This window comes from Bradyrhizobium sp. PSBB068 (assembly GCA_016839165.1).
Lineage (GTDB): Bacteria > Pseudomonadota > Alphaproteobacteria > Rhizobiales > Xanthobacteraceae > Bradyrhizobium.
Window position 1 is genome coordinate 3,554,773 of record CP069300.1, and the last position, 20,345, is coordinate 3,575,117.

At 64.9% G+C, this 20,345-nt stretch carries 16 protein-coding genes; 8 read left to right on the plus strand and 8 right to left on the minus strand.

The genetic code is table 11. From position 1 onward, the window contains the following. Positions 1-80: 80 nt before the first annotated feature. On the minus strand, positions 81-1,421 hold the full coding sequence (locus JQ507_16450) for an extracellular solute-binding protein (GenBank protein QRI72954.1): 1,341 nt from the start codon (positions 1,419-1,421) through the stop codon (positions 81-83). A 530-nt stretch (positions 1,422-1,951) separates the two neighbouring features. On the opposite strand from JQ507_16450, the gene JQ507_16455 reads away from it, so the two are divergent. Continuing rightward, complete coding sequence (locus JQ507_16455; protein ID QRI73366.1) at positions 1,952-2,611, plus strand: Spy/CpxP family protein refolding chaperone; 660 nt, start codon at positions 1,952-1,954, stop codon at positions 2,609-2,611. 238 nt (positions 2,612-2,849) lie between these two features. On the opposite strand, the gene JQ507_16460 is transcribed toward JQ507_16455, so the two are convergent. Genes JQ507_16460 through JQ507_16470 form a run of 3 tightly spaced genes read right to left on the minus strand, consistent with a single transcriptional unit; the run spans position 2,850 to position 5,881 of the window. Next, positions 2,850-3,251, minus strand: a complete 402-nt coding sequence (locus tag JQ507_16460; GenBank protein ID QRI72955.1) for a VOC family protein — start codon at positions 3,249-3,251, stop codon at positions 2,850-2,852. Positions 3,252-3,275: 24 nt separating this feature from the next. Beyond that, positions 3,276-4,463, minus strand: coding sequence for an acyl-CoA dehydrogenase (locus tag JQ507_16465; protein QRI72956.1), 1,188 nt, complete (start codon positions 4,461-4,463; stop codon positions 3,276-3,278). An 11-nt stretch (positions 4,464-4,474) separates the two neighbouring features. Then, complete coding sequence (locus tag JQ507_16470; GenBank protein ID QRI72957.1) at positions 4,475-5,881, minus strand: MFS transporter; 1,407 nt, start codon at positions 5,879-5,881, stop codon at positions 4,475-4,477. Positions 5,882-6,148: 267 nt separating this feature from the next. Between JQ507_16470 and JQ507_16475 the strand changes: the two genes are divergently transcribed. Continuing rightward, entirely contained in the window at positions 6,149-6,400 is a 252-nt protein-coding gene (locus JQ507_16475; GenBank protein ID QRI72958.1) for a PilZ domain-containing protein, read from the plus strand. Positions 6,401-6,526: 126 nt separating this feature from the next. Here JQ507_16475 and JQ507_16480 read toward each other — a convergent pair whose 3' ends face one another. Beyond that, positions 6,527-8,596 (minus strand): ATP-dependent helicase, encoded by a 2,070-nt coding sequence (locus JQ507_16480; GenBank protein ID QRI72959.1) that lies wholly within the window; start codon positions 8,594-8,596, stop codon positions 6,527-6,529. Between the two features lie 124 nt (positions 8,597-8,720). On the opposite strand from JQ507_16480, the gene JQ507_16485 reads away from it, so the two are divergent. Further along, positions 8,721-8,978, plus strand: a complete 258-nt coding sequence (locus tag JQ507_16485) for a hypothetical protein (GenBank protein ID QRI72960.1) — start codon at positions 8,721-8,723, stop codon at positions 8,976-8,978. Positions 8,979-9,140: 162 nt separating this feature from the next. On the opposite strand, the gene JQ507_16490 is transcribed toward JQ507_16485, so the two are convergent. Together JQ507_16490 and JQ507_16495 are read right to left on the minus strand one after the other, a co-directional pair. Continuing rightward, positions 9,141-9,395 carry a hypothetical protein gene (locus tag JQ507_16490; GenBank protein ID QRI73367.1) on the minus strand — a complete coding sequence of 85 codons (255 nt, stop codon included), beginning with the start codon at positions 9,393-9,395 and terminating at the stop codon, positions 9,141-9,143. 92 nt (positions 9,396-9,487) lie between these two features. Then, positions 9,488-9,634, minus strand: coding sequence for a DUF3072 domain-containing protein (locus JQ507_16495; GenBank protein ID QRI73368.1), 147 nt, complete (start codon positions 9,632-9,634; stop codon positions 9,488-9,490). A 115-nt stretch (positions 9,635-9,749) separates the two neighbouring features. Between JQ507_16495 and JQ507_16500 the strand changes: the two genes are divergently transcribed. From JQ507_16500 to JQ507_16520, 5 genes are all read left to right on the plus strand, one after another. Then, positions 9,750-10,064, plus strand: coding sequence for a hypothetical protein (locus JQ507_16500; GenBank protein ID QRI72961.1), 315 nt, complete (start codon positions 9,750-9,752; stop codon positions 10,062-10,064). A 129-nt stretch (positions 10,065-10,193) separates the two neighbouring features. After that, a complete protein-coding gene (locus JQ507_16505; GenBank protein QRI73369.1) occupies positions 10,194-10,412 on the plus strand; it encodes a hypothetical protein in 219 nt (72 codons plus the stop codon). 300 nt (positions 10,413-10,712) lie between these two features. Continuing rightward, complete coding sequence (locus JQ507_16510) at positions 10,713-16,898, plus strand: HAMP domain-containing protein (GenBank protein QRI73370.1); 6,186 nt, start codon at positions 10,713-10,715, stop codon at positions 16,896-16,898. A gap of 13 nt (positions 16,899-16,911) precedes the next feature. Beyond that, entirely contained in the window at positions 16,912-18,408 is a 1,497-nt protein-coding gene (locus tag JQ507_16515) for a PAS domain-containing protein (protein QRI72962.1), read from the plus strand. A gap of 143 nt (positions 18,409-18,551) precedes the next feature. Then, the gene (locus JQ507_16520) at positions 18,552-19,898 is read left to right on the plus strand and encodes a sorbosone dehydrogenase family protein (protein ID QRI72963.1); all 1,347 of its coding nucleotides are present in this window, start codon (positions 18,552-18,554) and stop codon (positions 19,896-19,898) included. An 18-nt stretch (positions 19,899-19,916) separates the two neighbouring features. On the opposite strand, the gene JQ507_16525 is transcribed toward JQ507_16520, so the two are convergent. Further along, complete coding sequence (locus JQ507_16525) at positions 19,917-20,174, minus strand: hypothetical protein (protein QRI72964.1); 258 nt, start codon at positions 20,172-20,174, stop codon at positions 19,917-19,919. Positions 20,175-20,345 lie beyond the last annotated feature (171 nt).

Genomic DNA, 20,345 nt, shown 5'->3' on the forward strand with positions numbered 1-20,345 from the left:
CGCCGGTTCGGCGGTCGGGGTACGAAAACGAGACCTCGCGCGACCGGCACTATCTGCGGCCGCGCGGGGCTCGATTGCCGTCAGCTTCGCATGAAGCCTTCGCACTCGCCCTCGGCCCAGGCTAGCGTCTTCTCCATGGCTTCACCCTGGTAGTACCGCAGGCACATCTTGGTCAGGGTGGCCTGGAAGTAGATCTGCTGCGCGACCTTGGGCGGTGCAGGCGAGGCCGCAATCGACAGCGTCTGGTGCTTGTAGGGGTTCGGGTAGTGATAGAGCGTGCCCTTGGGCGGGCCTTGCTCTTCCCAGACCTTCAATGTCGTGAGCTTCTCGTAGGCCGGCAGGTCGTAGCCGCCGCTCGCGACCACCATCTTCTCGATCGACGCAGGTTGCGACAGGAAGGAAAGCAGGCTCTTGGCCGCCTCCTTGTTCTTTGAGAACGACCAGATCGACCAGAAGAACGGCAGATAGGGCGCAAAACGTCCCTTCGGGCCGGCCGGGAACCCGTGCGTCCAGCATTGCTCCGCGACTTGCGGCGCGTCGCGCTTGGCAACCGCCCACGCGCTCGGCGGGTTCATGATCATCGCGCCTTTGCCCGCGACCAGCCATTTGTTGTTGGAGGCATCGTCCCATGCGGCGACGTCTGGCGGCAGGAAGGCGAGCAGCTTCTTGTAGAATTCGAGCGACTGGCGCACCGCGTCGGTCTTGACGGTCAAATTGCCCTTGGCGTCGACCAGCTGCGCACCGAACGACTGGAAGATCGCACCGGCGGTGTCGACACTGTCGCTGGTCTCGCCGAGGCCGATACCGAACGGGAAGCCGGCCTTGTGGCAGGCTTCGGCCGCTTTGAGGAACGTATCGAGGGTCCAGTTATCCGCCTTCGGCGGGCTCCCGGCCGGATACATTTCCTGCACATCGATGCCGGCGTGCTTCTTCATCAGGTCGATGCGCGAGCAGGGGCCCTTGATCTGGCTGCCGACGCTGGCGGGAACGCCAAGCCATTTGCCGTCGGCCTGGCCGAGATACTTCACCGTGCCATTGACCTCGCCATTCAGCTTGACGAGCGGGTCCATGATGTCGTTGACCGGCTCGAGCAGCTCGGCATTGGCCTGCGGCCACCACGTCGGCATCTGGAAGATATCGTGACCCGATTTCGCCTGCGCCTCGGCAGCGATGGTGACGATGTTCTTGTTGCCCTGGCTGGTGATGTAGTCGATCTGGACCTCGACCTTTTCCTTGGCGGCCCATTCATTGACCAGATCGGTGGACGCACTGTTCGCGCCCGGCACCCAGTGATCCCAGAAGCCCATCGAGAGCTTTCCGGCTGCGTAGGCGCCACGCACGTAGGGGGCTGTGATGAGCGCCGCCGATGACAGCGCTGTCGCTGCAACGAATTCTCGGCGTGAAAGCGTCTTCCGTGACATGGCGTTCCCTCCCTGGCGAGCCACCGGACAAAAGACTTTTCGAATCCCGTTGTCGTTTTTGTGCGTCGCGTTCGCGCGACGTCGCGGGATTTCGTTCACACTGATCAGAACAGAATTGCCGGCGGCTGTCGAGAAACGAGATGCCCTTGTCGCGTAGTACTAACGTTGTGGTCAAATCGCAGGCAGTGCCGGCGTCACCGCGGATTACAGCACCTGTTGAGATCTTGCTGCGGCGCACGCGAGACCTGCTGAACGCACGCGCCGACGGGTGCGCGGTTGAGCCGCAGCTCTCAAGTCTGCCTGACCGAACCCTGTTCCGTCATGTTGATGCCCGGTGCAGCCGATAGACTTGCCGAAGGGGGAGACGATAAAATTCGGATTCGTCGAGCCTGCCCGCCGCATCAACCCTGCAATCCACCATCGATCACGGAGACCCGATCATGCTCATCCCGGTAGCGAAGCTGCGAGCACGATGGAGATTGTGCGCCGCGGTTGCGGCCACCACCGTCACGCTGCTTGCAGTGCCTCATATGGTCGATGCGCAGATCGTGCAGGGGGTCGAGCAGGGCGCGCGCGAAGGCAACAAGGCTGCCGGACCGGTCGGCGGGGTTCTCGGCGGAGCCATCGGCGGCGTGGTCGGGGTCGTGACCGGCGTGACCGGGGTGTTGACCGGCAACAACGGCAACCCCAATGCCGGCAACAGCAAGAACGCACAGGCGCCGGCGTCCGGTGACAAGCAGGGCGCTAAGGCCGCCAAATCGGCCAAGGCCGCCGCCAAGGACAAGGGCGCCAAACAAGCGCCGACGGTGCTGACCCAGGCCGGCGCACCGCAGCTCACGGCCGAACAGATCGTCGCCAACAGCGACGCCAACATCGAGCGGATCAAGAAGGAGCTCAACCTGACGCCGGAGCAGGAGAAGAACTGGGCCGGCTTCAACAGCGCGATGCACTATCTCGGCCACAATGGCGCGGACCGGCTCAACCTGCGCATTGCACGCGCGCAGCGAGATCCGCCTGACGACATCATCGAGCAGATGCGCAACGAGGCCCAGTTCCTCAACGATCGCGCGGTCGATCAGCGCGGCGTGGCGGACGCCGCCGAGCCGCTGTTTGCGAGCCTCGACGACAAGCAGAAGCAAATCTTCATCAACGAAATGGTTCGCCTCAGCCACGAGCGCGGGCTCGACTAAGCGCGAAGTGGGGACGAATAGCCGGGCCACCATGCCCTGGGGTAGGTTAAAGGCGCAGCACCCGGCTATTCTGCCGCAGCGGCGCGGCCCGGTTAATTCGTCATTCAATGTTGAAGAAAAACCGACCGGATCACGCCCGAGTGATGGCCGAGTCAGGGCCTTGTCGGGAACCGCTTTCGCAATGGGAAATATTGGCCGGCGCTTTGCGTCGGCGATTTGTTGAGCAGGGAAATCCGCTTCAGCTCTTGGGGAAGTTCAGCTCCACGCCGACGCCGTCGGGATCGTAGAGGAATATCTGGGTGTCGCCGGTGCGCGGCACGATCTGCTCGCGGAAGCTGATGTTGTTCGCCTGGAGGCGCTTGCGTACGGCATCGACGTCGGTCGCGGCAAAGGCGATATGGTCGAGACGACCGGTGTCCTCATATTTCTTCTCCGTCCCACGCACGACGATGCCGTCGCGTGGCTTGCGGGTGCCCATTAAATGGACGGCGGCCTGGCCGCCGGAATAGAGCCAGTAGCCGGGGAAATCGAGCGGCGGCCGATCGCCATTCTCGAGCCCGAGCACGTCGCAATAGAACGCCTTGGTCTTCTCCAGATCCTGCGGCTCGATGGTGAAATGCTGCAGTCCGCCCAATGGCATGGTTCTTCTCCCTGAGAATTCAGATCAGACGAAGCTGAGGTCGGCATCGACGCCGAGCATCCAGGCGCCGACGGTCTCGAAATGGCTCAAGCGTCCCTGCAGCTGCTGGGTCACGGTGTGGATGTCGCGGAAGCGGCGTTCCAGCGGATGGCCGTCGAAGATCGCGGTGGCGCCGGCCGTGCTGTAGGCGAAGTCGACGGCTTCCCGCGCCTTGTGGATGGCGTGCGTTGCCGCCATCCGGATCGTCATGCGCTGCGCGACCGTGATGCTGTGGCCGGCAACCAGGTCTTTCCAGATGTCCGCCATCGACTGCAGCAGGAAGGCGCGGGCGGCGCGCAGACTGACCTCGGCCTGGGCGAGGCCGGATTGCACCACGGCATTGTCGCGCAAGGTCGTCTTCATGCCGCGCGGCACCTTGTTGCGGGCGACGTCGACGAAATTGTCCAGTGCGCTGCGGGCGATGCCGCAGGCGACCCCGGCGAAACCGACCTGGTAGCAGGTGTGGTTGCTCATCCGGTACAGCGGCCCGTTCTCGCGGCACTCGCGGTCGAATTCGCGGGTGATCGAATGGTCCGAGCGGACGAAGAAGTCGTTGAGCGCGAACTGGTCGCTGGCGGTGCCGCGCAGCCCGACCGTGTTCCAGATGTCGGTCCATTCGACGTCCTCGGTCCGCACCAGCATGGTGCGCTCGAGCTGCTCGCCGTTGGCGTCGCGGCGCGGCGAGCCGTCCGCGGCGTAGATCGGGCAGTGGGCGCCGAGCCAGGTGGCGTGCCGCCCGCCAGACGCGAATGACCAGACCCCGCTGACGCGGTAGCCACCCGCGCATTCGATCGCCTTGACCTTCGGGCCGGGGCCCCAGGCCAGCACGGCGCGCGGGTCGGCAAACATCTCCTGCGCGACCGGCAGGTCGAGATAGGCGGCCGACATCGCGCAGCCGCCGGCCTGGCTCAGGCACCACGCCGTTGAGGCATCAGCCTTGGCGATGGTCTCGATGACATGGAAGAAGGTGACGGGATCGGTCTCGATCCCGTTGGTCGAACGCGGCAACAGCAGGCGGAACAGCCGCGCCTCATGCAGCCGGTCGAGCAAATCGGGCGGCAGCCGGCGGGTTGTCTCAATTTCGTCGGAGGCGGCCGCAACCACGTCCCGGACCGCCTCGGCGCGGGCGATCACGTCACGGTCGCCGGCAAGATCCGCAGAAGTCGTATTCATGTCCGCCTCCCTCAGGCGCGCCGGATCGTTGCGGAGGCCGCGACGTCAGCCGCCGCGTTGAGCTCCCGGTCGATCTGCTCGATCGATTTGCCGCGGGTCTCAAGCCCGAAGAACAGATAGACCGCGCCCGCCATCAGGAACCAGCAGCCGAGATAGACGAAGGCGGTCGGGATCTGGGTCAGCGGCACGTCCGGCTTGAGATAGTTGCTCGAGCCGACGATCAAGGCGAGGCCGACCGGCCCGATGATCTTGCCGATGCCGCCGAAGCCGTAGGCGGATCCCATGCCCGTGGTGCGCAGATGCGACGGCCAGACCTCCGCGGCATAGGGGCCGACGATCGCAAAGCCGCCGTCGGCGAAGAAGAAGGCTGCGCCGAGCAGCAGCCAGAACGCCGACATGCCGAACAGCGTCGCGTCGTAGTGATAGCCGGCAATGATGGTCAGCGCTCCGGCGCCGAAGCCGAGCAGGCCGCCGGCCACGCGCCGTCCCAATAGCTCCGAGAAATACGAGAACGAGAGGCGGCCGAGGAAGCCGGTGACGCTGAGCAGGATCATCATCTTGGCAGCCTCCTGCGGCGTGACCTTGAGCAGCAGCACGAACAGCGCGGGCGCCCATAGCGTGATGCCGTAGACGCCGGTCTGCGCGCCGGCATTGCCGAGCCAGGAGACGATCAGGCTGCGCGGATATTTGAACAGGTCGAACCAGCTCGTCTTGACGATCGGGCCGGCGTCGGCCGCGCTCGGCAAAGGCAGTTCCGATGGCGGCACCTCGAGCGCCCAGGCGAGCGACTTGCGGGCGTCGTCGTAGCGTCCCTGCCGGCACAGCCAGCGCGGCGACTCGGGAACCCAGAGCCTGACCAGCAGCACCAGGACCGCCGGCAGCACGCCGATCGCAAACAGCAGCCGCCACTGATCGGTGCCCATGATCGCGCCCAGCACCGCGCCAAGGCCGACGCCGAGCGGGATCACGCAGGTGACGAGGCCGCCGACCCAACCGCGCTTGTGCGAGGGCATGAACTCCTGCACCAGCGGCAGGTCGACGCAATACAGGCCGCCGACGCCGGTGCCGACGAAGAAGCGCAGGATCGCCAGGTAAACCCAGCCATTGTCGGGGGTGAAATAGAGCAGGCCGGTCGCGATCGAGAAGTTCAGCACCGTGCCGATGAAGACGATGCGGCGCCCGACGCGGTCGGCGAGCCAGCCCCAGAGATAGGCGCCGATGATGGCGCCGATGCCGGAACTCATCAGCACGGTGGCCGACTGGCCGAAGGTGAGCTTCCACGGGCCGATCAGGAAGGCGAGCACAAAGCCGATCAGGAAGTAGTCGAAGAATTCCAGCGCATCGCCGATGATGGCCGCGGCAAGGATCTTGATCTGGTTGCCGGTCAGAGTCGTCCGGCGATCGAGAATCTCGAACATGGCGCGTCTCCCCATGGCGCCTGTTCATTGTTGTTGGGAGCGTGCGTTGCGCCAGCGCATCGCCCATAGGATGAAGCTATCCTTGCGCCGTCGCGAACGGCAAGCCCGCACCGACGCGGGGCTCATCTGCACGGACGCGATAAGCAATCCGGCTTACTGCTGCGCACAAATCGTAGTGCGAAAACCCGAAGTGGGCGGCACCAGCCGTTGACTCCGGCAATGCCGATCCCCCACGTTTGGGTACACAAAGCTTGGGGGGCAGGCCGGGTGGACGAAAAGCGCAAGCATCCGCGAACCGAGGTCAATGAACCCGGCTATGTCTCGTCGGGCGGTTCGGTCATGCATTGCACGATCGTGAACATTTCGCCGGAAGGCGCCGCCATCGAGGTCGAGAATCCGGCCTTCGTCCCGCACAGATTCCGCCTGATGATGGCCCGTGAGGCATCCGTCGTCTATGAGTGCCAGGTGATCTGGAGCAAGAAGACCCGGATCGGAGTGAGCTTCGTGGCGACCGCGTGAGCGCGGCGATCAGCAACTGTCCTAGCGGCGCGCCGGAGCCGCCTGGAATGGCCGTCTGCCGATTACGGACGGCGCGTTGCGCCGGCGGCTTCGTTCCGGGTCATGCGAAAATCCCTTGAACCCGTGTCAGCGCCACATGCCACGCATCCGGGCGCCGATGTCGATCGGCGGCGCGCGATTGGCGGTTGAGGCTTGCGCGGCGGCGGCGCGTGGCCAGGTGGTCCGCTCGAACATCGGCAGCAGTCGCTCCGGGATGAAGCGGGTCCGCGAGGCGTACATGTGGCGGTCGCCCCTGGCGGCCTGGCCGTGGACGAAGAAGCGCTGCGGCACCAGCAAATGCAGGTCGTCCTTGGCCCGGGTCATCGCGACATAGAGCAGGCGGCGCTCCTCCTCGAGTTCGGCCGAGGTGCCGGCACCGAGGTCGGACGGCATGCAGCCGTCGACGACGTTGAGCACATAGACCGATTTCCACTCCTGCCCCTTGGCGGAATGGATGGTCGACAGGATCAGGTAATCCTCGTCGAGCAGCGGCACGCCCGCCTGGTCGCTGGTCGCGTCGGGCGGATCGAGCGTGAGCTCGGTGAGGAAGCGTTCGCGTGACGGATAGCCGGCGGCGATCTGTTCGAGTTGGATGAGGTCGGCGCGGCGGACCTCGCTGTCTTCATGGATGCGATCGAGATGCGGCTCGTACCAGAGCCGCGCGCGCTCGATGTCGACGGGCCATTCCGAGTAGCGGAGGTTCTCGATCGCCTCGACGAACAGCCGCCAGTCGGCGCCGGCGCGGGGTGGGGCGGGCAGCGCTGCGAGCGCAGCAATCGGATCGGCGGCCTCGGCCATGCGGTCGAGTACGCGCTGTGCCGAGGCCGGCCCGACGCCGGGCAATAGATGCAGGATGCGAAAGCCCGCGACCCGGTCGCGCGGATTGGCGGCGAAGCGCAGCAGCGCCAGCATGTCCTTGACGTGCGCGGCGTCGAGGAATTTGAGGCCGCCGAATTTCACGAACGGAATATTGCGGCGAGTCAGCTCGACCTCCAGCGGACCGCTGTGCGAGGAGGTGCGGAACAGCACCGCCTGGTGCTTCAACAGCGTGCCTTCCTCGCGATTGGCCAGCACCTGCTCGACGATGTAGCGGGCCTGATCGGCCTCGTCGCGGACCGTGACCAGCAGCGGTTTGCGGGTCGAGGTGCGGTCGCTCCACAGGTTCTTGGTGAAGCGTTCCTTGGCGAGCGAGATCACGCCGTTGGCGGCCGACAGGATCGGCTGGGTCGAGCGATAGTTGCGGTCGAGCGTGACGATCTCGGCGGCCGGGCTGAACTGGCTCGGGAAGTCGAGGATGTTGCGCACGGTGGCGGCACGGAACGAATAGATCGACTGCGCGTCGTCGCCGACCACGGTGAGCCCGTGCCCGGCCGGCTTGAGCGCGAGCAGGATCGAGGACTGCAGGCGGTTGGTGTCCTGATATTCGTCGACCATGACATGATCGAAGCGGCCGCCGATCTCCTCGGCCAGCGCGCTGTCCGTCACCATCTGCGCCCAGTAGAGCAGGAGGTCGTCGTAATCGAGCACGTTCTGCCGCTGCTTGGCTTCGACATAGGCCGCGAACAGCTGCTTCAATTCACTGGCCCAGCCGGAGCACCAGGGGAAGAACTGGCCGAGCACGGCCTCGACCGGCAGTTCCGCATTCACGCAGCGCGAATAGATCGCAAGGCAGGTGCCCTTGGTGGGGAACCGGCTTTCGGTACGGGAGAAACCGAGATCGTGACGGACCAGGTTGATCAGGTCGGCGGAGTCCTCGCGATCATGGATCGTGAATGCCGGGTCGAGCGCGATACGCTCGGCGAATTCGCGGAGCAGCCGCGCGCCGATGCCGTGGAACGTGCCGGCCCAATTCAGCGCATCGGTCATGACGGAGGCGCGATCGCCGAGCACACGGCGGGCGATGCGCTCGACGCGGCCGGCCATCTCGGCCGCGGCACGCCGCGAGAAGGTCATCAACAGGATGCGGCGCGGATCGGCGCCGGCGACGATCAGATGCGCGACGCGATGGGCGAGCGTGTTGGTCTTGCCCGAGCCCGCGCCCGCGATCACCAGCAGCGGCGCGCCGACGATGCCATCGTCGCCGACCCCGTACTCGACGGCGCGGCGCTGCTCGGAATTAAGCGCATCGAGATAGGCCGTGTTGGCAAGATCAGGCACGAATCACCCCCAGGAAACGCCGGATGAAACGCTAACAGACATTGCGATTCAGTGGGGCAGGCGCAGCTGCGCGGACGCGGAGAAATTAGATTGACATTAACGCGCCGCGGCGCACAACCGCGCCATGGGTGACACTTCCAAATCCGACACGCCGCTGAAGGCGACATTCAAGGTGCGGCTGAATGGCGAGACGGTGACGCTCGCGACCGTCGGCCAGGCCTACCGCTTCATCAGCAATCTCAGCGCCGTCGAATGGATGGAGTTCCGCTCGCTGCACGACGACGCGCTGGCTGCGCTGGAGCGAGCCGCCGGCAACGCCATGCTGACCGTGCAGGCGACCAGCGCGCTGCGGGTGCTGTTCGTCCGCGCAAAATTGATTTGAAAAGAAATGGGCCGCCTTTGGCCCTCCGAGGCGGCCCGAGAGTGCGGCCGAAGTGCATGGTGCGCCCGGCCGTCGCGTGTACCGCCGTTACCTTGTTTGCGGCCATAACGACAAGGGCCGTACGCAACCACCGCCGATTCGGCTGTAGCTGCCGCGCCACAATCAGGAGCCGGCGTCGTCGACGAGGCGGTCATACACAAGCGCAGAGCGCATGTTGATCGTCGCGATCCTCAGGTAGCTGGGTTCGCGCATCGCGTTGTTGAACATCAGGATCGCCGTCTTCCAATAGCCGCGCTCGCGCTGATCCGCGTTCAGCGCTGACAGATAGTCCGCCGCGTCGCCAACCGTTGCGAGTATTCGCCCGTCCTTGAGCGTGATCGGGAACGCAAGCGGCGAGCGCTTCTCCAACTCGAGCACGAAAGACTTCCCCCCCAGATCAAGCAGCGGCAAAGCAGCAATAACAGAACAGACCCAGCTGCGCCGCTATATCAGAGCCTCAGGGGGGTGGCTCAGAACGAGTCCGCCAGCGCGATCTCCGCCCGGAGGGCGTCGATGCGCCGTTCGGCTTCCTCCGACGTCAAGTCGCGCGCGTACTGGTCCGGCTGATAAGCCTCCTCGGCCAGGCTCCTCAACCGCAGCGCCTGGGCGCGCGACATCAGACCGCCGAAGCGGTCCGCAACCCCGCCAAATCTCACCGCCGCTGTGCTCATGGTCCACCTCACTTGCCGGATCGTGACTTGACAATATGTTCTATTTTTGTTCTAACAACCCATGGACAACAAGATCAATGAAATTCGTCGCAGGATCAGCACTTTGCGGGCTGAGATGACCTTGATCGAAGCGTCGATCCGGGACCAGGTCAATCGCGACCTGGATTGCAGCGAAGCGTCATACCGGCTGATGGCGATGCGCGCAGAGGTCGCCGAGCTGATCGGCCGATGGAAAGCCGCCGGTGGCGGCGAGCGCCTCCCGACCGTTCGCGAGCGGCTCAGCCGAAGCTATGCGGATCGCCCGATTGCATCGGTCAAGGCGGACAAGGCCAGGCCGGACAAGCCTAAGCCCAAACCGGGCCACGCCAGGGTGTGATCCGGCCGCCCGGTCGAACCAGCGCGGACGCGCGCTTCGAGCGTAAATCGGGTTTCCGAGTCGGAACCTGAGCCGCAGGATCGGCATTTTCTTGTGGTGAGAGCCAACACCATAGCATTGCCCAGCGCCATGATCGCCGATCCGACCGCGCCACCGCGGGCATCGATGAATGACGATCGCAGCCCGCTGCTGACGCTGATCTCCTGCATCAGCTGCATCAGGACGATGCGGCTTGAGAGCAGCTATCCGGGCAGCGAGGGCAAGGACATCCTTCAATACCGCTGCGAACAATGCAGCCGCATCGAGCGGGTGCAATTGGTGCGGCGAAGCTGGCCGGCCGAACGCTAGTCCCACTCTGCGAAAAGTTACAATGCCGGGTCGGAACTTTTGGTTCCATTAGCGATTAAGTCACTCGGTTTGCGTCACAAATCGCGGTTTTGGCGTTTTCCCGCTTGAATCGATCAAGAGCAATCATTCTTATGGTCACACTGGCTTTTCCGAGTCTTTAGGATTCGTAAGCCAGTGCGTAGGGGAAATTACATGACCGATCTCGGTTCTCCGCCTCGTCCCCGTGCTGAAACACGCCGCGCTCAATCATCGAATGGAAGCCTCGATTCCTCGCACGATCTGCTGCAGTCCCTGCAGGCGATGCGCGGCGGCGATTTCTCGGTTCGGATGCGTGGCGATTACCTCGGTATCGACGGCAAGATCGCGGACGCCTTCAACGAGATCGCGACCGCCAACGAGCGCATGGCTCAGCAATTGGCGCGCGTCGGGCAGGTCGTCGGCCGCGAGGGGCAAACTCGCCAGCGCGTCAATTTCGGCCTCGCCAGCGGCGCGTGGGCCGATATGGAAAGCTCGGTCAACACGCTGATCGACGACCTCTTGTGGCCGACCCGCGAGGTCACCCGCGCGGTCGCCGCCGTGGCGCAGGGCGATCTGCTGCAAACCGTTCAGCTCGATGTCGAGGGCAGGCCGCTGCGCGGCGAATTCCTGCAATCGGCGAACATCGTCAACACGATGATCAAGCAGCTCTCGGTGTTCACCTCGGAGGTCACACGCGTGGCCCGCGAGGTCGGCACCGAAGGCAAGCTCGGTGGCCAGGCCCAAGTGCCGGAAGTGACCGGCGTCTGGAAGGACCTGACCGAGAGCGTCAACTCGATGGCCAACAATTTGACCGGCCAGGTCCGCAACATCGCCGAGGTGACGATCGCGGTCGCCAACGGCGACTTGTCGAAGAAGATCACGGTCGACGTTCGCGGCGAGATCCTGCAGCTGAAGGAGGCCATCAACACGATGGTCGATCAGCTGCGCTCGTTTGCTTCGGAAGTGACGCGCGTTGCGCGTGAGGTCGGCACCGACGGCAAGCTCGGCGGCCAGGCGATCGTGCCCGGTGTGGCCGGCACCTGGAAGGACCTCACCGATTCCGTGAACGCGATGTGCGGCAACCTGACCGCCCAGGTCCGCAACATCGCCAATGTGACCACGGCCGTGGCGCGCGGCGACCTGTCGCGCAAGATCACGGTCGACGTGTCAGGCGAAATCCTCGAGCTGAAAGACACCATCAACACGATGGTCGACCAGCTCAACTCGTTCGCCTCAGAAGTGACGCGCGTGGCGCGCGAGGTCGGCACCGAAGGCAAGCTCGGCGGCCAGGCCCAGGTGCCCGGCGTCGCCGGCACCTGGAAGGACCTGACCGACAACGTCAACTTCATGGCGTCAAACCTGACTGCGCAGGTCCGCAACATCGCCGACGTCGCGACCGCGATCGCCGGCGGCGACCTGTCGAAGAAGATCACGGTCAACGTGTCGGGCGAGATCCTTCAGTTGAAGGAAACACTCAACACGATGGTCGACCAGCTCAACGCCTTCGCGTCCGAAGTGACGCGCGTGGCGCGCGAGGTCGGCACCGAAGGCAAGCTCGGCGGCCAGGCCAACGTGCTCGGCGTCGCCGGCACCTGGAAGGACCTCACCGACAACGTCAACTTCATGGCCTCGAACCTGACCGCGCAGGTTCGCAACATCGCAGGGGTCACCACCGCGGTCGCCAATGGCGACCTGTCGAAGAAGATCACGGTGGACGTGCGCGGTGAGATCCTCGAGCTGAAGGACACCATCAACACGATGGTGGACCAGCTCAACGCCTTCGCCGGCGAGGTCACGCGCGTGGCGCGCGAGGTCGGCACCGAGGGCAAGCTCGGCGGCCAGGCCGAGGTGCGCGGCGTTGCCGGTACCTGGAAAGACTTGACCGACAGTGTCAACTCGATGGCCTCGAACCTGACGGCGCAGGTCCGCAATATCGCCGAGGTCGCGACCGCGGTGGCGAAGGGCGACCTGTCGAAGAAGATCACGGTGAACGTGTCGGGCGAAATCCTTCAGCTCAAGGAAACGCTCAATACGATGGTGGACCAGCTGAACGCCTTCGCGGGCGAAGTGACGCGCGTGGCGCGCGAGGTCGGCACCGACGGCAAGCTCGGCGGTCAGGCCGAAGTGCCCGGCGTCGCGGGCACCTGGAAGGATCTGACCGACAGCGTCAACTCGATGGCGGGCAATTTGACGGCACAGGTCCGCAACATCGCCGAGGTCGCGACCGCGATCGCCGGCGGCGACCTGTCGCGCAAGATCACGGTCGACGTGCGCGGTGAGATCCTTCAGCTGAAGGAAACGCTGAACACGATGGTGGACCAGCTCAACCGCTTCGCCGGCGAGGTGACGCGCGTCGCGCGCGAGGTCGGCACCGACGGCAGCCTCGGCGGCCAGGCCAACGTGCCCGGCGTCGCCGGCACCTGGAAGGACCTCACCGACAACGTCAACTCGATGGCCGGCAATTTGACCGCCCAGGTCCGCAACATCGCGGAGGTCACCACCGCCGTGGCGCGCGGCGACCTGTCGCGCAAGATCACGGTCGACGTGAAGGGCGAAATCCTCGAGCTGAAGAACACCATCAACACGATGGTGGACCAGCTCAACGCCTTCGCCGGCGAGGTCACGCGCGTCGCGCGCGAGGTCGGTACCGAAGGCAAACTCGGCGGCCAGGCCGAAGTGCCCGGCGTCGCCGGCACATGGAAGGACCTCACCGACAACGTCAACTTCATGGCGTCGAACCTGACCGCGCAGGTCCGCAACATCGCCGAGGTCGCGAGCGCGATCGCCGGCGGCGACCTGTCGAAGAAGATCACGGTGGACGTGCGCGGCGAGATCCTGCTGCTCAAGGACACCCTGAACACGATGGTCGAGCAGCTGCGCTCGTTCGCCGCCGAAGTGACGCGCGTGGCGCGCGAGGTCGGCACCGAGGGGCGGCTCGGCGGCCAGGCCGTGGTGCCCGGTGTCGGCGGCACCTGGAAGGACCTCACCGACAACGTCAACCTCCTGGCCGCGAACCTGACCACCCAGGTCCGCAACATCGCCGAAGTGACCACCGCCGTGGCGCGCGGCGACCTGTCGCGCAAGATCACGGTCGACGTGAAGGGCGAAATCCTCGAGCTGAAGAACACCATCAACACGATGGTGGATCAGCTCAACGCCTTTGCCGGCGAGGTGACGCGCGTGGCGCGCGAGGTCGGCACCGAGGGCAAGCTCGGCGGCCAGGCCGAGGTGCGCGGCGTCGCCGGCACCTGGAAGGACCTCACCGACACCGTCAACGTCATGGCGGCGAACCTGACGGAGCAGGTGCGCGGCATCGTCAAGGTGGTGACTGCGGTCGCCAACGGCGACTTGAAGCAGAACCTCACGGTGAAGTCGAAGGGCGAGGTGGCCGCGCTCGCCGACACCATCAACAACATGACCGAGACGCTTGCGACCTTCGCCGAACAGGTCACCAGCGTGGCCCGCGAAGTCGGAGTCGAGGGGCGGCTCGGCGGTCAGGCCAACGTGCCCGGCACAGCAGGCACCTGGAAGGACCTCACCGGCAACGTCAACCTGCTGGCGGCCAATTTGACCTCTCAGGTGCGCGCGATCGCGGAAGTGGCGACTGCCGTGACCAAGGGCGACCTGACGCGCTCGATCCAGGTCGACGTGCGCGGCGAGGTCGCCGAGCTCAAGGACAACATCAACACGATGATCGGCAACCTCCGTCTTACGACGGAGCGCAACACCGAGCAGGACTGGCTGAAGACCAATCTGGCCCGCTTCACCAACATGCTGCAGGGCCAGCGCGATCTTGCGACCGTCGGCCGGCTGCTGCTGACCGAGCTTGCGCCGCTGATCAATGCCCATATGGGCGTGATCTACCAGGTCGACAATCCCGAGAATGCGCAGCTGCGTTTGCTAGCGGCCTACGCCAGCGACAGCAGCAACCCGCATCCGCAAATCGTCCAGTTCGGCGAGGGACTGATCGGCCAGTGCGCGCTCGACAAGCGGCAGCGTCTCGTCTCGGATATTCCGGGCGATGCCGTACCGATCAATTCGGCCCTGATGCGGATCATGCCGAAGAACCTCGTCGTGTTCCCGGTGCAGTTCGAGAACCAGGTCAAGGCTGTCATCGAGCTGTCTTCGATCTCCTCGTTTACGACCTCGCAGATCAGCTTCCTCGAACAGCTCACCGACAGCATCGGCATCGTGCTCAACAGCATCGAGGCGACGATGCAGACCGAGGCGCTGCTGAAACAGTCGCAACAGCTCGCCGGCGAATTGCAAACCCAACAGAAGGAATTGCAGCAGACCAACGATCAGCTCGAGCAGAAGGCCCAGCAGCTCGCCGAACGCAACGTCGACGTCGAGCGCAAGAACCAGGAAATCGAGCAGGCCCGCCGCGCGCTGGAAGAGAAGGCGACCGAGCTGTCGCTGACCTCGAAGTACAAGTCCGAATTCCTCGCCAACATGTCGCACGAGCTACGGACGCCGCTGAACTCGATCCTGATCCTGGGCCAGCAGCTCACCGAGAATCCGGACGGTAACCTGACCGGCAAGCAGGTCGAGTTCGCCCGCACAATTCACGGCGCCGGTACGGATCTGCTGAACCTGATCAGCGACATTCTCGATCTGTCCAAGATCGAATCCGGTACGGTGACGGTCGATGCCGAGGAAATTCTGACGTCAAGTCTGCTCGAGACCGTCGGCCGGCCGTTCCGGCACGAGGCGGAGAACCGGCATCTGTCCTTCAGCATCGATGTCGATGCCAACCTCGCGCGCAGCATGGTCACCGACTCCAAGCGGCTGCAGCAGGTGCTGAAGAACCTGCTCTCGAATGCGTTCAAGTTCACCGCCGATGGCGGCGTCAGCCTGACCGTGTCGGCCGCGCTCGGCGGCTGGAGCGCGGAGCATCCGATCCTCAATGCCGCGCCCGCCGTCGTGGCGTTCGAGGTGTCGGATACCGGCATCGGCATTCCCCAGGACAAGCAGAAGCTGATCTTCGAGGCGTTCCAGCAGGCCGACGCCGGCACCAGCCGCAAATACGGCGGTACCGGTCTCGGCCTTGCCATCAGCCGAGAGCTGGCGAGCCTGCTCGGCGGCGAGATTCATCTGCGCAGTGCGCCCGGCAAGGGCTCGACCTTCACGCTCTATCTGCCGCTGAAATATGCCGGACCGTCGGTCGCATTGCGGCCGCAGGCTCAGCCGATACAAATGCCGCACACGGCGGCGCCGTCGCTGCAGTCATCGTCCGGTACCCAGGAGCGTGTGATCGAGCAGCTGCCGGATGACCGGCTCAATCTCGAGCCCGGCGACACCATCCTGCTGATCGTCGAGGACGACCCGCATTACGCGCGGGTGCTGATCGACCTCGCGCGCGACAAGGGCTTCAAGGTGCTGGTCGCAAGCCGCGGCGCCGAGGCGCTCGATCTCGCCAAGCAGTTCCAGCCGAGCGCGGTCTCGCTCGACGTCTTCCTGCCCGACATGCTGGGCTGGACCGTGCTCAGCCAGCTCAAGCACAATCCGCTGACCCGTCACATTCCAGTCCAGATCATCACGCTCGACGAAGATCGCCAGCACGCGCTGGCGCGCGGCGCGTTCTCTTTCGTCAACAAGCCGACCACGACCGAAGGCGTCAGCGCGGCGCTGTCGCAGATCAAGGAATACGCCAGGCCGCGCCGCAAGCGCCTGCTGATCGTCGAGGACAATGCGGCCGAGCAGCTCAGCATCACCGAACTCCTCGGGCACGAGGATATCGAGATCGTGACCAGCGGCACCGGGGCAGGGGCGCTGTCGACGCTGCGCGAAAATCCCTGCGACTGCGTCGTGCTCGATCTGCGCCTGCCCGACATGAGCGGTTTCGAGGTGCTGGATCAGATCCGCAAGGACGAAACGCTCTCCAATATTCCCGTTGTCGTGTTTACCGGCCGGGAACTTTCGGCCGAGGAAGATGCGGAACTGCACACGATGGCGCGCAGCATCGTCGTGAAAGGCGTGGAGTCGCCGGAGCGTCTGCTCGACGAAACGTCACTGTTCCTGCACCGTGTGATCACGGAATTGCCCGTCGAAAAACAGAGGATGCTGGAGAAGCTCAATAGTTCCGACGAGGATCTGATTGGCAAGACCGCGCTCCTGGTCGACGACGACGCCCGCAACATCTTCGCGCTGTCGAGCGTGCTGGAGCGGCGAGGTATGAAGGTGTTGACTGCGACAACCGGTCACGAGGCGATCTCGCTGGTCGAGTCCAATCCCAAGATCGCGGTCGTGCTGATGGACATCATGATGCCGCAGATGGACGGTTACCAGACCATCGGCGCGATCCGGCAAAACCCCGCCTTTGCGCGGCTGCCGATCATTGCGCTGACCGCAAAGGCGATGAAGGGCGACCGCGAGAAATGCCTGGAGGCAGGCGCATCCGACTATCTGGCGAAACCCGTGAACACCGAGCAATTGCTGCTGGCGATCCGCATGTGGCTGCACCGCTGATCGGCGATCGAACATGATGGACCATGAAAAGGTAAATATCCTTCTGGTCGATGACCAGCCGGCGAAGCTGCTGGCTTACGAGGTCATCCTGAAGGAACTCGGCGAGACGCTGGTCCCGGTTTCGTCGGGCCGCGAGGCGCTCGAGTTCCTGCTCAAGAACGAAGTCGCCGTGATCCTGGTCGACGTCTGCATGCCAGAGCTCGACGGCTTCGAGCTCGCCGCGATGATCCGCGAGCATCCGCGCTTCCAGAAGACCGCGATGATCTTCATCTCGGCCATCCAGGTCAGCGACATCGACCGGCTGCGCGGCTATGAGATGGGCGCGGTCGACTACGTCCCGGTGCCGGTCGTTCCGGAAGTGCTGCGCGCGAAAATCCGCGTGTTCGCCGAGCTCTACCGCAAGACGCGGCAGCTCGAACGCCTCAATGCCGAGCTCGAGGACCGGGTGCGTGCGCGCACCGCCGAGCTCGAGCAGTCGACCACACGGCTGGTCGAGAGCGAAGCGCGCCGCAGCATGGCGATCGCCGCAGGCAAGATGGGCTCGTGGGACTGGGACTGGGTCAACGGCGACTGGATGTGGGACGAAGGGCAGTACAAGATCTTCGGCGTCGATCCGAAATCCTTCGCGCTGACGTCGGACAATATCCAGCAACTGTTTCATCCCGACGATGTCGAGGAACTGCGCGAAGCCTGGGCCGGGTTCGGCAAGGGACAAACGTCCTATGAGGCCGAATTCCGCGTCATGCGGCCTGACGGCGAGGTGCGCTGGTGTGTCGGCACGGCTGCTGCCACCAGCGACCGGAACGGCAGGGTGGTGCGGGTCAGCGGCGTCACCGTCGACATCACCGATCGCAAGAAGGCCGAGGAACGGCAGAGCCTGTTGACCCGCGAGGTCGACCATCGCGCCAAGAACGCGCTCGCACTGGCGCAATCGATCGTACGGCTGACGCGCGCGCAGAACGTCACCGCCTATGTGCGGGCGGTCGAGGGCCGGATCACGGCGCTGGCGCGCGTGCACACCGTGCTGTCGCTGTCGAGCTGGCAGGGCGCCGAGATCCGCCGGCTGGTGACCGAGGAGATCGCACCTTATTCCGAAGCCGGACAGATCCAGATCGATGGCGCGGAGGTGCAGTTGCAGCCCGCGACCGCGCAGACGTTGGCGCTGGCGCTGCACGAGCTCGTCACCAACTCCGCCAAATACGGCAGCCTGTCGGTGTTGCCGGGCCGGCTCGCGATTACCTGGGAAGTGCAGGACGAGACGCTGATCCTGGCCTGGGTGGAGTCCGGCGGGCCTCCGGTGACCAAGCCGAAGCAGAAAGGTTTCGGCACGCGAAGCGTCATCGCCAGCATCGAGACCCAGCTCGGCGGCCGGGCTGACTTCGATTGGCGCGCCGAGGGCCTGATCTGCCGGCTCACGGTTCCTCTCAAGGCGATGGCTGGAGAAACCGCGGTCTATCCCGACCTGTCGGCGGCCGCCCAACGCAAGCCGATGGTCAGCTCCAGGGTTTGATCCCGCGCCCATCGATCATCAAGCCGGGTGATCCGACGCGCAGCGCCTCCAACGACAACGACGCAGACGACATTGTGACCGCAGCCGGCGGTCGAACCGCGCTATGAACTCTGCAACTGACGCAGACATCGCCCGAGGAGCACATGCCGAAGACGAATCTGGCCGGCGCAGGTCTGTCGGTCATTCTCCTCGCAGCCGCGATCGGTATCGGAGCGGCGGCGGCCGAGCCGGTCCTGAAAGGCACGGAGGCGTTCGGCGACTGGCAGCGCGACAGGCCGGGCACGGTGCGGCTGATCACCCCGCAAGACTTGCCCAGACCGGGGGCAACGGCCTCCAGCAGCAATGCGTCACGCGTTGTGCAGCGACCCGCCTCGGCATTGCCGCAGGTGCCGGCGGGGTTCAAGGTCGAGCTGTTCGCGAGCGGGCTGAGCGGACCGCGGACCATCCGGACCGCGCCCAATGGCGACATCTTCGTCGCGGAAACCGGTCCGGGCCGCATCCGCGTCCTGCGCAGCGCGGACGGCGCCGCAAAGGCTGCAAACAACGAGGTCTACGCAAGCGGACTGAACCGGCCGTTCGGCATCGCGTTCTTCCCGAACGGCGACAATCCGCAATGGCTCTATGTCGCCAACACCGACAGCGTCGTGCGCTTTGCCTACCGCAACGGTGATCTCAAGGCGTCTGGAGCGCCCGAGACGATCGTGGCCCGGCTGCCGCACGGCTACGGCCATTCCACGCGCGACATCGTGTTCACGCCGGACGGCAAGCGGATGCTGGTGTCGGTCGGATCCGCGGGCAACGCAGGCGAGGGCCTCGGCCGGCCCCCGGAAGGTATCGAAGCCTGGAGCCGCGACCACGCGCTTGGCGCGGCCTGGGGCGCCGAGACCGATCGCGCCGCCGTGCTTGCGTTCGATCCCGACGGCAAGAACCAGAAACTGTTTGCGACGGGTATCCGCAACTGCGTGGGCCTCGCGATCCAGCCGGGCAGCGGCACGCCATGGTGTTCGACCAATGAGCGCGACGGCCGCGGCGACAACCTCGTGCCTGATTATGTGACCCGGATCCGCGAAGGCGCGTTCTACGGCTGGCCCTGGTATTACATCGGCGCCAACGAGGATCCCGCGCATGCCGGCGAGCGGCCCGACCTGAAGGACAGGGTGACGGTTCCTGACGTCTTGTTGCAGGCCCACTCGGCCTCGCTTGGCCTGACCTTCTACACCGGCAGCAGCTTTCCGCCCGAGTATCGCGGCGATGGCTTTGCTGCTGAACACGGCTCGTGGAATCGGTCGAAGCGCACCGGCTACAAGGTCATTCGCATCAGGTTGAGGGACGGCGTGCCGACCGGCGAGTACGAGGATTTCGTCACCGGCTTCGTCGTCGGCGACAACGAGGTCTGGGGCCGACCGGTTGGCGTGACCGTGGCGCGCGACGGTGCTCTGCTGGTCTCCGAAGACGGCAACGGCACGATTTGGCGGATCAGCCACGAGTAGCCGTTCTGTCGGACGCCGCTACCCCAAGCCGTCCTTGAGGCCGTATTCCTCATAGATTGTCAGCGGATTGGTATCGGGAAACAACCGGCACTTCGCCTGCGCCAGATGCAGCGTGACGGCGCCGGCCTCGCACCGCGCAGTCAGAATCTTCCGGACATCCTCCATATGCGCACGCGGCTGGTGCTTCGACGGCAACTGTTCCAGCGCAACCAGCGCCGTGGCCAGGGCCTCGGTGACCACCCACTCGTCGTGTCCGGTAATTCCCTTCCGCGGCATCGCCACACCCTCCGTCGCACCGGCTGCGACATTGTAGCGCGAGAGGGGTAGGGGCTGTCATCAGCCAACATGGGCAGGGCAACGCGGAACCGGTTGGCGCGCCCCTGCCACGATGCGCCGCAGGGAACCAGCATGGCAGCGCGCAGCGGCAGTGATTACAACGACGGTCGC

Coding starts and splice junctions, on each gene's coding strand:
- JQ507_16450 (QRI72954.1), bottom strand. CDS start 1,421: ATGTCACGGAAGACGCTTTCACGCCGAGAATTCGTTGCAGCGACAGCG.
- JQ507_16455 (QRI73366.1), top strand. CDS start 1,952: ATGGTCGATGCGCAGATCGTGCAGGGGGTCGAGCAGGGCGCGCGCGAA.
- JQ507_16460 (QRI72955.1), bottom strand. CDS start 3,251: ATGCCATTGGGCGGACTGCAGCATTTCACCATCGAGCCGCAGGATCTG.
- JQ507_16465 (QRI72956.1), bottom strand. CDS start 4,463: ATGAATACGACTTCTGCGGATCTTGCCGGCGACCGTGACGTGATCGCC.
- JQ507_16470 (QRI72957.1), bottom strand. CDS start 5,881: ATGTTCGAGATTCTCGATCGCCGGACGACTCTGACCGGCAACCAGATC.
- JQ507_16485 (QRI72960.1), top strand. CDS start 8,721: ATGGGTGACACTTCCAAATCCGACACGCCGCTGAAGGCGACATTCAAG.
- JQ507_16495 (QRI73368.1), bottom strand. CDS start 9,634: ATGTCGCGCGCCCAGGCGCTGCGGTTGAGGAGCCTGGCCGAGGAGGCT.
- JQ507_16500 (QRI72961.1), top strand. CDS start 9,750: ATGGACAACAAGATCAATGAAATTCGTCGCAGGATCAGCACTTTGCGG.
- JQ507_16505 (QRI73369.1), top strand. CDS start 10,194: ATGATCGCCGATCCGACCGCGCCACCGCGGGCATCGATGAATGACGAT.
- JQ507_16510 (QRI73370.1), top strand. CDS start 10,713: ATGCGCGGCGGCGATTTCTCGGTTCGGATGCGTGGCGATTACCTCGGT.
- JQ507_16515 (QRI72962.1), top strand. CDS start 16,912: ATGATGGACCATGAAAAGGTAAATATCCTTCTGGTCGATGACCAGCCG.
- JQ507_16520 (QRI72963.1), top strand. CDS start 18,552: ATGCCGAAGACGAATCTGGCCGGCGCAGGTCTGTCGGTCATTCTCCTC.
- JQ507_16525 (QRI72964.1), bottom strand. CDS start 20,174: ATGCCGCGGAAGGGAATTACCGGACACGACGAGTGGGTGGTCACCGAG.